This is a genomic window from Streptomyces niveiscabiei, from assembly GCF_033794345.1.
Classification (GTDB): Bacteria; Actinomycetota; Actinomycetes; order Streptomycetales; family Streptomycetaceae; genus Streptomyces; species Streptomyces niveiscabiei.
Window position 1 is genome coordinate 58,715 of the sequence record NZ_JARAYJ010000020.1, and the last position, 15,523, is coordinate 74,237.

Here is a 15,523-nt window from a genome sequence, read left to right on the forward strand (position 1 = left end):
GTCGGACGGTGTACCAGGGCGCCGAAGCCGTCGTCAACGATGCGTGCACCCCGTGTGGCCTGCGGAAACGCGGCGTTGATCGGATAGTCGTACGGCATTGGTCGAGACCGGTGAAGCGTGGCTGGTGAAACGGTGACGGCCCGCCGGTGACCTCACCGGCGGGCCGTCTCGTCTCACTGCCTGGTCAGGACTACTTCCACTCCAGGCCCCAGACGTTGCTGTCCTTCTTCACCGGGGCGGTGACCCACTTCGCCCAGACCTTCTTCTCGACGTACTTGCAGCGCGCGTCGTAGTGGTACGCGTACTTCGTCGCGAGGAACTTCTTCGACTCGTGGAACATCGTCATGCGGACCTTGGTCTTGCCCGCCTTGTTCTTCGCCGGGATCGTGTACGACCAACTGCTCGACTTCGTCCAGGTCTTGCCGACCGTGACGCTGAACGAGGCGCTCGCCTTGGCGAAGATGACACCGGCCTCGGTGCCGAGGGTCGCGGTGCCGCTCGCGTTGACGGCGGCCGTCGTCGTCTTGTTGTACGTGAGGGTGCCGCCGAGGTCGTCGTACATCCAGTCGCTGTGCAGGTTCGTGGACTGGCGGACCGTCGACTTGTTCGTGATCGTGTAGCGGGTGCCCGGGTCGGGCGGGCAGGCGGCGGAGGCGGGGCCCGCCGAGACGGCCACGGCGCCGCCGGCGAGGATGGCGGAGGCGAGGACGGAACTGGCGATTTTCCGCACGGAACGGTTCCCTTCGATGAGCGGTTCACCTGCGGCGGTGGTCCGGGTCGCAGGTCCCGGCGCCGTGGCGAGGTGAAGGGTGGCCGCGGGCCGGCCGGGGTGACAACCGGGTTGTGCGGGAGGGGAGTTGGGGGAGGGGTTGACACGGGGGCGGGGATGATCGGCAAAACGCCCATAGCGTCGCCGAGGGTGCCGGTACTGGGTGCTTTGCTGGCGATTCGCCCCTATGTCTGAGCCGAATAATGTGACCTGGTTCACATTCGCGGGGTCTATGCCTTCCTCGGTATGAAACCCCTCCGGAACGATTCCTTCCGGTGAAGCTCAAAAGTTGCCCAAGCGAGGAACCGGCCCCCCTGTCACGGGTGTCCCCTGGGCATCGGCGCTCACCGCTTCGGCGCCGTCACCACGGGGAGATGAAGAAACATGGTCGCACCGACCGAAGAACCGCCTGTCGTCCCGCACGCCTCCCGCGCCGGCTCCGGCTGGGCCTGCCTCGGCACACCGCTCGGCGCCGCGGTCAAGGCCCGCCGCGTAGAACTCGGCCTCACCCAGGAACGCCTCGCCGCCCAGGCCGGCATGAGCCAGGGCGCCCTCTCCCGCCTCGAACGAGGCAAGGCCGTCCCCACCCTCCCGCTCCTCGAACGCCTCGCCTCCGCCATGTCCGCCAACCTCCTCATCGCCCTCTCCCCGACGGGGGCGGTCCAGGTGACGTTCCGGGTACCCGGCACGCAGGCGCGCCGCACGTTGCCGACGGGGCGGCTGGCCGGGGTGCGCTGACCGCTGCGCGGGGCGGGGCGGGTCTCGGCGGTCGCGCAGGGGAGACGGCACGGCGTCGTCGCGCCCGTACTGCGCCTTCCGGGCTGCGGCAGTCGCGTGGGGGAGCCCCCGTGCGGCTGCCACCCCCGCCCCGCCCTCGCGCCCGGGGCGGGCGGCACTCGCCTCGACTGCAACCGGGGGCACCGGCTTCGCGCCTGGGGTGAAGGGCACCCGGGCCCGCTGAAATCGGGGGCGCCGGTTTTGTGCCTGAGGCGGGTGGTACTCGGGCTCGCTGTGGCTGGGGGTACTGGCTTCGTCGCTGTCTCCCCGCCGCCACACCCGGTGTCGCCCCCTCCCGGGCCTGCCGGTTGATGCTGCCCGCTGACGCCGCTCGTTCCCGTTCCCGCCGCACTCCTGGGCCTGACGTCGCCCCTGTGCGTCCTGCAACAGGCGCCGCCCTCACACCGAGCGGAACCCGGCTCCCTCTCCTCGGCCCGCCCGTTCGGGGCGAGGTCTGGTCCCGGAGGCAGTGCGGGGGCGGCACCCCGTGTGGCTGCCGGCGGCTGCCTCGCGCTCGCCTCCGACGCCGCCCGCCCCCGACGTGCCCCGAGCCTCCCCCCGTACCGCGCCCACCCCCCGTACCCCCCCGTCCCGCGAACGGACGCCCTAAATGTGCCGTATGTCCGACCCCTGGCGATAGTGGCCCGTAACGGACAGTGCCCGTCGCCCCCGACAAGGCGCGGACAGACGCAGTGCACAGAGGGAGGCATCCATGCGTGGAGCCACGCACGCCAAGTGGGTCGTAGGGGCGGCGGCGGTCGCCCTGGTGGCGACGGGATGTGGCGGGGACGACGGCGGCAGCGGTGGCGGCGGGGGCGCGGGCGTGCTGACCGCGTCCTGGGGTGATCCGCAGAACCCGCTGGAGCCCGCCAACACCAACGAGGTGCAGGGCGGGAAGGTCCTCGACATGACCTTCCGGGGGCTCAAGCGGTACGACCCCGAGACCGGCAAGGCCAACGACATGCTGGCCGACAAGATCGAGACGACGGACTCGCAGAACTTCACGGTCACCGTCAAGGACGGGTGGACGTTCAGCAACGGCGAGAAGGTCACCGCCAAGTCGTTCGTCGACGCCTGGAACTACGCGGCGAGCCTGAAGAACAACCAGAAGAACGCCTACTTCTTCTCGTACATCGACGGCTTCGCCAAGGCGCACCCCGAGGACGGCAGCGCGCAGACCGCCGACACCCTGTCAGGGCTCAAGGTCACCGGCCCGCTGACCTTCACCATCAAGCTGTCGCAGAAGTTCTCGACGTTCCCGGACACGCTCGGCTACCCCGCGTTCGCCCCGCTCCCGCAGACCTTCTTCACCGACCACGCCGGCTGGCTGAGCAAGCCGGTCGGCAACGGCCCGTACACGATCGACTCGTACACCAAGGGCTCCCAGATGGCCCTGAAGAAGTGGGACGCCTACCCCGGCCCCGACAAGGCCCAGAACGGCGGCGTCACCCTCAAGGTCTACACCGACAACAACACGGCGTACACGGACCTGATGGCCGGCAACCTCGACCTCGTCGACGACGTACCCGCCTCGCAGCTCAAGAACGTCAAGAGCGACCTCGGCGACCGCTACCTGAACACGCCCGCCGGGATCATCCAGACCCTCGCGTTCCCGTTCTACGACAAGAACTGGAACAAGGCGGGCGGCGAGAAACTCCGGCAGGGCCTGTCGATGGCGATCAACCGTGAACAGATCACGGACACGATCTTCCAGAAGACCCGGACCCCCGCCACCGACTGGACCTCACCGGTGCTCGGCGAGACCGGCGGCTACAAGGCGGGCCTGTGCGGCGACGCCTGCGAATACAACCCCACCGAGGCGAAGAAGCTGATCCAGGAGGCCGGCGGCCTGCCGAACGGCCAGGTCAAGATCAGCTACAACGCGGACACCGGCTCCCACAAGCAGTGGGTGGACGCCGTCTGCAACTCCATCAACAACGCGCTCGGCAACGACAAGGCGTGCGTCGGCAACCCCATCGGCACCTTCGCCGACTTCCGCAACCAGATCACCCAGCACAAGATGAGCGGCCCCTTCCGCGCCGGCTGGCAGATGGACTACCCGCTCATCCAGAACTTCCTCCAGCCGCTGTACTACACCGACGCCTCCTCCAACGACGGCCAGTGGTCCAACAAGGACTTCGACAAGCTCGTCGACCAGGCGAACGCCGCGACCGACACCGGCAAGGCCGTCGAGGACTTCCAGAAGGCCGAAGAGGTCCTGCGCGACAACATGGGCGCCATCCCCCTCTGGTACCAGAACGGCAGCGCCGGCTACTCGGAACGCCTCTCCGACGTCAAGCTCAACCCGTTCTCCGTACCGGTCTACAACGAGATCAAGGTCGGCTGACCCGTCATGGGACGCTACGTCGTCCGGCGCCTGCTCCAGATGGTCCCCGTCTTCGTGGGCGCGACCCTGCTGATCTTCCTCATGGTCAACGTGATGGGCGACCCCATCGCTGGCCTGTGCGGCGACCGGCAGTGCGACCCCGCGACCGCGGCCCAGCTCAAGAAGGAGTTCGGCCTCGACAAGCCGGTCTGGCAGCAGTACCTGACCTACATGGGGAACGTCTTCACCGGAGACTTCGGTACGGCGTTCAACGGCCAGAAGGTCACCGAGCTGATGTCGACCGCGTTCCCCGTCACGATCCGCCTCACGATCGTCGCCATCCTCATCGAGATCGTCGCCGGCATCGCGCTCGGCGTCGTCACGGGACTGCGGCGCGGCAAGCCGGTCGACACGGCCGTCCTGCTCGTCACCCTCGTCGTCATCTCCGTCCCCACCTTCGTCACCGGTCTGCTGCTCCAGCTGCTGCTCGGCGTCGAGTGGGGGTGGATCAAACCGTCCGTCTCCACGGACGCGGAGTTCGGCGAACTCTTCGTCCCCGGGCTGGTGCTGGCGTCCGTGTCACTGGCGTACGTCACCCGGCTGACCCGGACGTCCATCGCGGAGAACCGGCGCGCCGACTACGTCCGTACGGCCATCGCCAAGGGGCTGCCCCGGCGGCGGGTCGTCGTCCGGCATCTGCTGCGCAACTCCCTCATCCCCGTCGTCACGTTCATCGGCACGGACGTCGGGGCGCTCATGGGCGGCGCGATCGTCACCGAGCGGATCTTCAACATCCACGGCGTCGGATACCAGCTCTACCAGGGCATCCTGCGCCAGAACACGCAGACCGTCGTCGGGTTCGTGACCGTGCTGGTGCTCGTCTTCCTGGTCGCGAACCTGCTCGTCGACCTCCTGTACGCCGTACTCGACCCGAGGATCCGCTATGCCTGAACCCCAGGAACCCGAGGGGGTGATCGCCGGGACCGGGATGGGTGCGGCGATGGACCTCGCGGTGAGCGAGGGCAGCAGCCTGGAGGGGGCCGGCGGCCCTCAAGGACCTTCCGAGAAACCCCGCTCCCTGTGGTCCGACGCGTGGCGCGACCTGCGCCGCAACCCCGTCTTCCTGCTTTCCGCGCTCGTCATCCTCTTCCTGATCTTCATCTCCCTGTGGCCGTCGGCCATCGCGTCCGGCTCCCCCCTCAAGTGCGACCTCGGCAAGGCCCAGCAGGGCTCCTCCGCCGGGCATCCCTTCGGGTACGACGGACAGGGCTGCGACGTCTACACGCGTACGGTGTACGGCGCGCGTACGTCCGTCGCCGTCGGCGTCCTCGCCACGCTCGGCGTCGCCCTCTTCGGCAGCGTCCTCGGCGGACTCGCCGGGTTCTTCGGCGGCATCTGGGACTCGATCCTCTCCCGCATCACCGACATCTTCTTCGCGATCCCGGTCGTCCTCGGCGGGCTGGTCCTGCTGTCCGTCGTCACCAGCAACACGATCTGGCCGGTCATCGGCTTCATGGTCCTGCTCGGCTGGCCCCAGATCTCCCGCATCGCGCGCGGCTCGGTCATCACGGCCAAACAGAACGACTACGTCCAGGCGGCCCGCGCGCTCGGCGCCTCCAACTCCCGCATGCTGCTGCGCCACATCGCCCCCAACGCGGTCGCCCCGGTGATCGTGGTCGCGACGATCGCCCTCGGCACGTACATCGCCCTGGAAGCGACCCTGTCCTACCTGGGCGTCGGCCTGAAACCCCCCAGCGTCTCCTGGGGCATCGACATCTCCGCCGCCTCCCCCTACGTCCGCAACGCCCCCCACGCCCTCCTGTGGCCCTCCGGCGCCCTCGCCATCACCGTCCTCGCCTTCATCATGCTGGGCGACGCGGTCCGCGACGCCCTCGACCCGAAGCTGAGGTGAGGGGCGGTGAGCTGGGATGGGGCACGGGGCGGTGACACGGCCTGCATTGCGGGGCCGGGGGTTCGTCGCGGGGCTGGGTGGGGCGGTGCTGCGGCCCGCATTGTGGGGCCGGAGGTCCGTCGCGGGGCTGGGTGGGGTGGCTCGGCCGGGTGCGGTGGTGCGGACGATCTGGGAGCGCTGTCCGAGTGGCGTTTGCGCACGCCGGAAGCCCTTTCGGGGGCCGGGCGGGGCGGGGACGCCTACGACGCCGGCGCGGCCTGTGACGTGCGGTTCCGCGTGGCGGGGGTGGGCGGTGACGCCGGGGTTGGGCGGGGTGGCTCGGCTGGGGGTGGCGGTGCGGATGTTCCGGGGACGCTGTCCGAGCGGTGTTTGCGCATGCCGGAAGCTCTTTCGGGGGCCGGGCGGGGCGGCGCTGCGGCCCGCACTCGGGGGCCGGGGGTTCGTCGCGGGGTTGGGTGGGGTGGCTCGGCTGGGGGTGGCGGTGCGGATGCTCCGGGGACGTTGTCCGGCCGGTGTTTGCGCATGCCGGAAGCCTTTTCCGGGGCCGGGTGGGGCGGGGACGCCTACGACGCCGGGGCGGCCTGTGACGTGCGGTTCTGCGTGGCAAGGGCGGGCGGTGACGCCGGGGTTGTGTGCGGGGGTGGCGCGGCCTGTGGCGAGGGGTTTCGCGAGGCCGGGGCGGCGGGGCCCGCCGGGGTGGTTCGCGGGGACGTGTACGGGGGTGGCGCGGCCTGCGTTCGCGGTCGCCGTGCGGTGCGGCTCGGGGGCGGGCGGCTCCGGGGTGGGCGTGGAGGGTCGGGCGCGGCCGGGGTGCCCTACGTCCGGTGGCGCCGGATGCCGGAAGCGCGTACGGGGAGGAGGGTCGGCGGGGTCCGCGTTCGGGGGTGCTGTGCGGCGAGGGCGGGTGGCGACGCCGGGTTTCGGCTGGGCGGCGACGCGTGCGGGGGTGGCGTGGGCCGGGTTCGGGGGTGCTGGGCGGTGCCGGGTGGGGCTGCGGGGGGCGGGGCGGGTGACGCGTACGCGGGTCGCGTTCGCGGAGTGCGTGCGGTGGGGGCGCGGGCGGGCGGGACGGCGCGTACGGGGCTGGGGCGCCGCGAGCCCGGTGGCCGTCGAAGGCCGCGTGCTTGCCCCGGGGCCGGTGCGAGGGGGGCGTGTACCGCTGGTGGTGTCGCCCGGGTTCGGCGGTGCCGCGTGTGCGGCGGCTTCGTACCCCGTTCGCTTCCCGGTGCCGTTTCGTCTGCTCGGTCCCATCCCTTGTCCCTGTTCTGTCCGTTCCCGTCCGGAGTGAGGTGAAGCGGCGTCATGTTGCTCGAAGTGCGTGATCTGCATGTGGAGTTCCGTACGCGGGACGGGGTCGCCAAGGCCGTCAACGGGGTTTCCTACGGGGTCGATGCCGGGGAGACGCTGGCCGTGCTGGGGGAGTCGGGGTCGGGGAAATCCGTCACCGCTCAGGCGATCATGGGGATTCTGGACATGCCGCCGGGACGGATCAGCGGGGGCGAGATCCTGTTCCAGGGGCAGGATCTGCTGACGCTGAAAGAGGAGGAGCGGCGGAAGATCCGGGGCGCGCGGATGGCGATGATCTTCCAGGACGCGCTGTCCTCGCTCAATCCCGTGCTGACCGTGGGGGATCAGCTGGGGGAGATGTTCGAGGTGCACCGGGGAATGTCCCGGAAAGACGCACGCGCCAAGGCGGTCGAGCTCATGGACCGGGTGCGGATTCCGGCCGCCAAGGAACGTGTACGGCAGTATCCCCACCAGTTCTCCGGCGGCATGCGTCAACGCATCATGATCGCCATGGCGATGGCCCTCGAACCCGCCCTGATCATCGCCGACGAACCCACCACCGCCCTCGACGTCACCGTCCAGGCCCAGGTCATGGACCTGCTCGCGGAGTTGCAGCGCGAGTTCAACATGGGCCTCATCCTCATCACCCACGACCTGGGGGTCGTCGCGGACGTCGCCGACCGGATCGCCGTCATGTACGCGGGCCGGATCGTCGAGCAGGCACCGGTGCACGACATCTACAAAGCACCGGCTCATCCCTATACACGCGGACTGCTTGATTCCATCCCCCGTCTTGATCAGAAGGGCCAGGAACTGTACGCGATCAAGGGATTGCCGCCGAACTTGATGAACATCCCTACGGGTTGCGCGTTCAACCCTCGCTGCCCGATGGCTCAGGACATCTGCCGGACGGATGTACCGCCCCTGTACGACGCCGGCGAACACCGCACCAGTGCCTGCCACTTCTGGAGGGAGTGCCTCAATGGTTGATTCAACAGTTGAGCCGATCCTCGAAGTGAGTGGACTGGTCAAGCATTACCCGTTGACTCAAGGAATCCTGTTCAAGAAACAGGTCGGTGCGGTCAAAGCGGTTGATGGTGTTGATTTCACCGTCAACAGTGGAGAGACCCTCGGGATCGTAGGGGAATCGGGCTGCGGCAAATCAACTGTTGCCAAGATGCTGGTCAATCTTGAGCGCCCCACCGAAGGGTCGATCAAGTACAAGGGCGAGGACATCACCCAGCTCTCCGGCAAGGCGCTCAAGTCGGTGCGCAGGAACATCCAGATGGTGTTCCAGGACCCGTACACGTCGCTCAACCCCCGTATGACCGTCGGCGACATCATCGGCGAGCCGTACGAGATCCACCCCGAGGTGGCTCCGAAGGGCGACCGGCGCAGACGGGTCCAGGACCTCCTGGACGTGGTCGGCCTGAACCCGGAGTACATCAACCGCTACCCGCACCAGTTCTCCGGCGGCCAGCGCCAGCGCATCGGCATCGCGAGGGGCCTGGCGCTGCGCCCGGAGGTGATCGTCGCGGACGAACCGGTCTCGGCGCTGGACGTCTCCGTGCAGGCGCAGGTGATCAACCTGCTGGAGCGCCTCCAGAGCGAGTTCGACCTGTCGTACGTGTTCATTGCGCACGACCTGTCGATCGTCCGGCACATCTCGGACCGGGTCGGCGTGATGTACCTGGGCAGGATCGTGGAGATCGGCAGGGACGCGGAGATCTACGACCACCCGACGCACCCGTACACGCAGGCGCTGCTGTCGGCGGTCCCGGTCCCGGACCCGGCGGCGAGGGAGCACAGGGAGCGGATCATCCTCGCGGGAGACGTGCCGTCCCCCACGAACGTTCCGTCGGGCTGCCGCTTCCGCACGCGCTGCTGGAAGGCGCGGGAGAGATGCGCGCTGGAGGTCCCGCTGCTGGCGGTCCCGGCGGAGTTCAGGGATGTCAGCGGCCCGGCGGCACACGACTCGGCCTGCCACTTCGCGGAGGAGAAGCAAGTGGTCCCGCCAGAAGACGATCAAGGAAATGCACCCTGAAATCAACCCAAACGCACAGTAACCGCGTTAACACGCAGGCAACTTTCCCGACCCGGTTCCGATATACGGACGCGCGAGGCTGAACAGCGTACGGCCGTGCGGGTGCCGTAAACGGGCCGGAGCGCGCCATGTCGCTCCGGCCCGTTGCCGTACCCGCCTCAGCCCTGGGCCAACCCCAGCGACCGCCGCAGGAAGTCCAGTTGGAGCCGCAGCAGGTTCTCGGCGACCTCCTCCTGGGGCGTCATGTGGGTCACGCCCGACAGCGGCAGCACCTCGTGCGGGCGCCCGTCGGCGAGGAGGGCGGACGACAGCCGCAGGGAGTGCGCGACGACCACGTTGTCGTCCGCGAGGCCGTGGATGATCATCATCGGCCGGTGGGTGGCAGCCGCGTCGACCAAGCCGGCGTCGTCCACGAGGGAGTTGCGCCGGTAGACGTCGGGCTGCTCGGCGGGGTGGCCGAGGTAGCGCTCCTGGTAGTGGGTGTCGTACAGGCGCAGGTCGGTGACGGGCGCGCCGACGACGGCCGCGTGGAAGACGTCGGGACGGCGCAGGACGGCGAGCGCGGCCAGGTAGCCGCCGAAGGACCAGCCCCGGATGCCGACCCGGCCCAGGTCGAGCGGGAACTCCCCGGCGAGCGCGTGCAGGGCGTCGACCTGGTCCTCCAGGACGACGGCGGCGAGCTCGTCACGGACGGCCTTCTCCCAGGCCGGCGACCGCCCCGGCGTCCCGCGCCCGTCGGCGACGACGACCGCGAACCCCTGGTCGGCGAACCACTGCGAGGTGAGGTGCGGATTGTGCGCGGAGACGACGCGCTGGCCGTGCGGACCGCCGTACGGGTCGAGGAGGACCGGCAGGGGAGTGCCACCGTCGTAGTCCCGGGGCATGAGCACGGCGCACGGAATCCGGCGTGCGCCCCCCTGTGTGAGCCGGACGCGCGGGGACAGACCGGGATCTTCGGCGTACGAGGCGACGGTCGCGACGGGCTTGCCGTCCCGCAGGACGCGCGCGACGGACCCGGGGCGCTCCAGGGTCGCCGAGACGAGGACCGTGACGTCGCCGGAGCGCACCGCCGAGTGGACGCCGGGCTCCTGCGAAAGGCGCTCCACGCCCAGCTCGTTGACGCGGTAGACGTGCACCTCGCCGGTCTCGGGGTCGGCCGCCTCCTCCCCGGCGGAGGCCGATACGAGCACGTCGTCGCCGGAGACGTCCAGGACCGCTCGCACATGCAACTGCGCCGTCGTCAGCGGACGTTCCCCGACGGCCAGCACGCGCGCGCCGCCCTCGTCGGCGATGCGCACGAGCTGTCCGGAAGGGCTCCAGCAGGGCACGCCGGGGAAAAGATCCAGCCAAATCCGATCTTCGTCCGCGTGCACCATCCGGGTCGCCCCGGAGTCGGTGTCGACGGCCAGGTACAGCTGGCTGCGCTGGTCGCGCGCCTGGACGAGCAGCAGCGGCGCACCCGCCGCTGACCAGTGCACACGCGCCAGGTACGGGAAGCGCGCACGGTCCCAGACGATCTCCGTGCGGGACCCGTCGAGGCCCAGCGCGAACAGGCGTACGATCGCGTTCTCGGTGCCCGCCTGGGCGTACGGAATGTGCTGTGGCTCACGTTCCGGATGGGCCGGGTCCGAGATCCACCACCGCTTCACCGGCGTGTCGTCCACGCGCGCCACGAGCAGCCGGTCCGACTCCGGCGACCACCAGAACCCCCGGTGCCGGTCCATCTCCTCGGCGGCGATGAATTCGGCCAATCCGTAGGTGACGGACGCCGATTCGGGTTCGGCGAGCGCGCGATCACCGTCGCCCTCCGCGCCGACGACCCGCAGGGCGCCCCCGGCGACGTACGCGACGTGCCTCCCGTCGGGTGCCGGACGGGGGTCGATCACCGGTCCGGCGACGGGGAGTTCGCGTGCTGTGCCGGCCCGCAGTTCGGCCGTGAAAAGCCGCCCTGACAAGGCGAAAGAGGCCAGCTCGACGGCCGCGTCGGTGGCGTAGCCGACGATGCCGGCGCCGCCCTCGCGGGTGCGTTCGCGGCGGGCGCGCTCCTCGGGCGGCAGGTCCTCGCCGGCGCCCCCGAGAAGGGCGACGGGGTCGGCGGCGAGGCGCTCGGAGCCGTCCGCCGGGTCGAGGACCCACAGGGCGTTCGCGCGGTCCGTGCCGGAGGACGAGCGCAGGAACGCGACACGTTCTCCGCCCGGCGCGGCGCAGAACGAACGCGGCGCGCCGAGGGTGAATCGCTGGGTACGGGCGTGTCGCCGGGGGAAGGAGCCGGCGGGAGAACCGCTCTCGATGGTCATGTCCCGACCCTACGAGGCATGTTGGCCGCGCGCCCCCTTGCGCGTCCGTGCGCCGAAGGATGCGCGCATATCCGTAGCTATGATCACTACCGCTGCGTGGGTATGAACCTGCTGGCTGTTGTATGGATTTACACGTTCTCCCGCTCTGTTCCCCTGGTACCCGGGTTCTTGGAGGTGAGCCGCCGTGGCACTCTCGATATCGGCGGTGGTGCTGCTGGCGATCGTCGTCTTCTTGCTGGTCAAGAAGTCGGGCTTGAAGGGCGGTCACGCCGTCGTGTGCATCCTGCTCGGCTTCTACCTGGCGTCTTCCACGATCGCTCCGACGATCAGCGATCTGACGACGAGTGTGGCGAGCATGATCGGCGACCTCAAGTTCTGATGTTCGCCTGCCCGGATCGGCGCTGATCAGTCCTGTCCGTTTCGAGAGCCTCTGAGGGATCACGTTCCGGTCCCTCGTAGGCTGACCCCATGACGGATCTCCCCTCCCGCCGGCTCCTCCTGGTGCACGCGCACCCGGACGACGAGTCGATCAACAACGGCGCGACGATGGCCCGGTACGCGGCCGACGGCGCGCGCGTGACGCTGGTCACCTGCACGCTGGGGGAGCGCGGCGAGGTCATCCCGCCCGAGCTGGCCCACCTCTCCGGCGCGGCCCTCGGCGCGCACCGCCGCCGGGAGCTGGCCGAGGCGATGCGCGCGCTCGGCGTCGACGACGTACGCCTGCTCGGCGGCGCCGGGCGCTACGGCGACTCCGGGATGATGGGGACCGCCGACAACGGCGACCCCGCGTGCTTCTGGCAGGCGGACGTCGAGACGGCCGCCAGGCAGCTCCTCGACGTCATCCGCGAGGTACGGCCCCAGGTCCTCGTCACGTACGACGAGAACGGCGGCTACGGCCATCCCGACCACATCCAGGCGCACCGCGTCGCCATGCGCGCGGCCGAACTCGCCGACGCCGAGGGCGTACCCGTCGCGAAGGTCTACGTCAACCGCGTCCCGCGCGCGGTCGCCGAGGACGCCTTCGCGCGGCTGGAAGAGGACCTCCCGGCGCTGCCGTTCGACAAGGCGGGCGAGATCGCCGACGTCCCCGGAGTCGTCGCCGACGAACTGATCACCACGGCGATCGACGGCGGACCGTACGCGGACGCAAAGGCGACCGCCATGCGCGCGCACGCGACGCAGCTCGAAGTGGAGCCCGGGGGGCGCTACTTCGTCCTGTCGAACCACCTCGCCCAGCCCCTGTTCACGACGGAGTACTACCAACTCGTGCGCGGAGACAGCGGGGAGCGCGGCGAGAGCGCCGACGCCCGTGAGACCGACCTCTTCGCCGGGCTGGAGGTCTGATGTCGATCGACCTCGCCCAGCCCCTCAAACCCCCGTCGGCGGCCCGCGCCGCGGCCTACGTCGGCCTCCTCCTGCTCGGCGCGGCGACCGGTGCCGCCGGTTCCCTCGTGCAGGCGGGCTGGTTCCCCGGCGGGCTCCTGCTCGCGCTCGCCGGAGCCGCGGGACTCTTCCTCGGCGGCGCGCGGGCGACCGGCACGCGCGCGGGGGCCGTCGCGCCCGCCGCCGGGTGGATGATCGCCGTCGTGCTGTTGACGGCCGGCCGGCCCGAGGGCGACTTCCTGTTCGCGGCGGGCGGCGGCTCGTACCTGTTCCTGCTCGGCGGCATGGCAACGGCTGTGATCTGCGCCACCCTTGGCGCGGGGAGGCAACCGATCGGCGCCGACGCCCGACTTGGGAAGTGACGTACCACTTCGCCGTGGCGTGAGCGTGCGTATCCCGTGTGGGTTTCCCCGGCGCTCGTGGGATCGGTGGCAGAAGTGGCCAGTATGGTGGTGCGCGCCGCCGAGCTGCCCGTGAGGTCGTGGCGGGCGGCGGAGCCAACCTGGAGAAGCCTGCCTTGAGTCGTGAAACTGACACTCCGTCCTCCGGGCCCACCAACGGGCGCGGGGGAGCCGCGTACCCGTCGGGTACCCCGCCGTACGGGACGCCGATGGTGTCCGACGGCGGTGCGGACGCGGGCCGTTCGGCCGCCCAGCCGGAGGAACGCAAGACCGAGACGACGGTGACGACCCGGATCCGCATCAACATCCCCGGGTCCCGGCCCATTCCGCCGGTCGTCGTGCGCAAGCCCGTCGGCGAGGGAGAGGGCGACGAGCCGGCCGCCGAGCCGCAGCCGTCCGTGCCCGCGCAGGCCACCGAGGCGCCCGCGCCCGAGCCCGCCGCCGAGAAGAACGACTGGTTCGCGCCGCGCAGACCGTCAGGCCCGAAGACCAACGGCGCGGGCATGCCCGGCGCTTCGTCCGGTACGAACGGCGGACAGCCGTCCGCGCCGGGTACGGCTCCCGGTACGGCGGGCGCACGACCCGCCGGGAGTGCCATAGGCGGCGCCCGCCCCGGCGGCGTGGTCGGCTCGATGTCCGCCCCCGGCAAGCGCCCCGGCTCCACCAACGGCTCCGGCCTGCCCGGCGGTGCGACCGGCGGCCCCGTCGCGCCCGGCCACGGCGGCGGCACCGGCTCCTTCGACGTGACCGAGGTCCTCGCGGCGACCACCCCGCGCGCGAGCGCGCCGGAGCCGACCCGCGACGACCTGCCGTACTTCGCGGAGCCCGAGAGCAGCACGACGGCCCAGCACGACTTCTCCGACCAGCACAACTTCTCCGCCCCCAACGGCGGTTACCCGGACCCGAACGTGCCCACGGGACCCACCGCGGGCCCCGTGACGGGCGGCGCGGCCGTCCCCCAGGCGGGACCCGGCGCCCCCGGCACGGCCCCGGGACCCGGCGGCCCCGGCCTGATGAACGGCCTGGCCACACCCGGCGCGAAGCCCGGCCCGGGCGCTCCCGGCCTCGGCACCCCCCGCCCCGGCGCTCCCGGCACCGGCCGGCTCCCCGGCGGCGGACTGAGCGACGACACGGCGATCCTGACGCCGCAGAAGCTTGCCCCGAACCCCGGCCAAGGCGGCTTCCGCCCCGGCGGCCCCGGCCCCGAGGGACCCTCCGGGCAGACGCTGACCAGCGGCATCCCGGTCGTCCCCCCGGCGACCCAGAGCGCCCCGCCGAAGCAGACGGCGCCCGCGAAGGGCAAGAAGCAGAAGAAGGGCCGCAGCAAGCTCGGCCTCCTCGTCGGCCTGGTCGTCGTCGGCGGCGCGGGCGTGTACGGCGCCGGCCTGCTGCTGAACCACTCCGACGTCCCCAAGGGCACCACCGTCCTCGGCGTCGACATCGGCGGCTCCACGCGCGACCAGGCCGTCAAGAAGCTCGACGACGCCTTCGGCACGCGTGCGCTGAACGCGAAGCTCCAGCTCAAGGTCGGCGACAAGCAGGTCACGCTCCAACCCGACCAGGCGGGCCTCCAGTTCGACATCCCGGCGACCGTCGACTCCGTCGCCAAGAGCGACTACAACCCGGTCTCCGTGGTCGGCGCGCTCTTCGGGCAGCAGCGGGTCGTCGAGCCCGACATGCCGGTCGACGAGGAGAAGCTCCAGGCGGCCCTGGAGAGCGCGTCCGGCGGCGCGGCGTCCTCGGACGGCACGATCAAGTTCGAGGACGGCAAGGCCGTCGCCGTCTACGGCAAGCCCGGCGAGGGCATCGACACCGCCAAGGCGCTGCCCGCCGTCGAGGAGGCCTACCGCAAGCAGGTCGAGACCGGCGTCGCGGCCCCGGTGACCGTCCCGACGACGACCAAGCAGCCGACGGTCTCCAACGCCGAGGTCGACCGGATGATGAAGGAGTTCGCCGAGCCGGCGATGTCCTCCATCGTCGTGATCCAGACGCCGGGCGGGGCGCAGAGCATCAAGTTCGGCGCCAAGTCCCTGCCGGAGATCATCGGTTTCAAGGCGGTCGACGGCAAGCTCGTCGACACGTACAACCTCGAGGTCCTCAAGGAGAAGTACGGCCAGACCTTCGACGGCGTCAAGGTCACCACGGCCACCGGCAAGCGCGACGTCCTCCCGCAGGACGTGGTGAACGCCCTGCGCAAGGCCCTCGTCGGCAAGACGACCGCGGAGCGCACCGTGGCCATCGAGACCGACCCGAGCTGACCTGCGAGGACATTCGTACCGGGGTGCCGCATGACAGAAGTCATGCGGCATTCCGTACGTTCCACACTG

General features: G+C 70.6%; 12 protein-coding genes. 10 read left to right on the forward strand and 2 right to left on the reverse strand.

What is annotated here, in order from left to right; genetic code table 11:
• Positions 1-190 precede the first annotated feature (190 nt).
• Positions 191-730, reverse strand: a complete 540-nt coding sequence (locus PV682_RS25670) for a hypothetical protein (RefSeq protein ID WP_319733790.1) — start codon at positions 728-730, stop codon at positions 191-193.
• Positions 731-1,153: 423 nt separating this feature from the next.
• Between PV682_RS25670 and PV682_RS25675 the strand changes: the two genes are divergently transcribed.
• The 6 genes from PV682_RS25675 (at position 1,154) to PV682_RS25700 (ending at position 9,115) form a co-directional block, all read left to right on the forward strand.
• Positions 1,154-1,507 carry a helix-turn-helix domain-containing protein gene (locus PV682_RS25675; RefSeq protein ID WP_319733792.1) on the forward strand — a complete coding sequence of 118 codons (354 nt, stop codon included), beginning with the start codon at positions 1,154-1,156 and terminating at the stop codon, positions 1,505-1,507.
• 751 nt (positions 1,508-2,258) lie between these two features.
• Entirely contained in the window at positions 2,259-3,893 is a 1,635-nt protein-coding gene (locus tag PV682_RS25680) for a peptide ABC transporter substrate-binding protein (protein ID WP_319733794.1), read from the forward strand.
• 6 nt (positions 3,894-3,899) lie between these two features.
• Positions 3,900-4,823 (forward strand): ABC transporter permease, encoded by a 924-nt coding sequence (locus PV682_RS25685; RefSeq protein WP_109361288.1) that lies wholly within the window; start codon positions 3,900-3,902, stop codon positions 4,821-4,823.
• Positions 4,816-5,784, forward strand: a complete 969-nt coding sequence (locus tag PV682_RS25690) for an ABC transporter permease (protein WP_319733797.1) — start codon at positions 4,816-4,818, stop codon at positions 5,782-5,784. Before PV682_RS25685 ends, PV682_RS25690 begins: the two co-directional genes overlap by 8 nt.
• Positions 5,785-7,086: 1,302 nt before the next feature.
• Entirely contained in the window at positions 7,087-8,061 is a 975-nt protein-coding gene (locus PV682_RS25695) for an ABC transporter ATP-binding protein (RefSeq protein ID WP_319733799.1), read from the forward strand.
• Positions 8,054-9,115, forward strand: a complete 1,062-nt coding sequence (locus tag PV682_RS25700; protein WP_319733801.1) for an ABC transporter ATP-binding protein — start codon at positions 8,054-8,056, stop codon at positions 9,113-9,115. The genes PV682_RS25695 and PV682_RS25700 overlap by 8 nt, the downstream gene beginning before the upstream one ends.
• 158 nt (positions 9,116-9,273) lie before the next feature.
• On the opposite strand, the gene PV682_RS25705 is transcribed toward PV682_RS25700, so the two are convergent.
• Positions 9,274-11,412, reverse strand: coding sequence for a S9 family peptidase (locus PV682_RS25705; protein ID WP_319733803.1), 2,139 nt, complete (start codon positions 11,410-11,412; stop codon positions 9,274-9,276).
• 184 nt (positions 11,413-11,596) lie between these two features.
• On the opposite strand from PV682_RS25705, the gene PV682_RS25710 reads away from it, so the two are divergent.
• From PV682_RS25710 to PV682_RS25725, 4 genes are all read left to right on the forward strand, one after another.
• Positions 11,597-11,791, forward strand: a complete 195-nt coding sequence (locus PV682_RS25710) for a hypothetical protein (RefSeq protein ID WP_010350549.1) — start codon at positions 11,597-11,599, stop codon at positions 11,789-11,791.
• Between the two features lie 89 nt (positions 11,792-11,880).
• Positions 11,881-12,756 carry an N-acetyl-1-D-myo-inositol-2-amino-2-deoxy-alpha-D-glucopyranoside deacetylase gene (gene mshB, locus PV682_RS25715; protein WP_319733806.1) on the forward strand — a complete coding sequence of 292 codons (876 nt, stop codon included), beginning with the start codon at positions 11,881-11,883 and terminating at the stop codon, positions 12,754-12,756.
• Positions 12,756-13,157: a DUF6113 family protein gene (locus PV682_RS25720; RefSeq protein ID WP_112476553.1), complete on the forward strand. Its 402-nt coding sequence runs from the start codon at positions 12,756-12,758 to the stop codon at positions 13,155-13,157. The genes mshB and PV682_RS25720 overlap by 1 nt, the downstream gene beginning before the upstream one ends.
• A 155-nt stretch (positions 13,158-13,312) precedes the next feature.
• Positions 13,313-15,454: a hypothetical protein gene (locus PV682_RS25725; RefSeq protein ID WP_319733810.1), complete on the forward strand. Its 2,142-nt coding sequence runs from the start codon at positions 13,313-13,315 to the stop codon at positions 15,452-15,454.
• Positions 15,455-15,523: the final 69 nt, after the last annotated feature.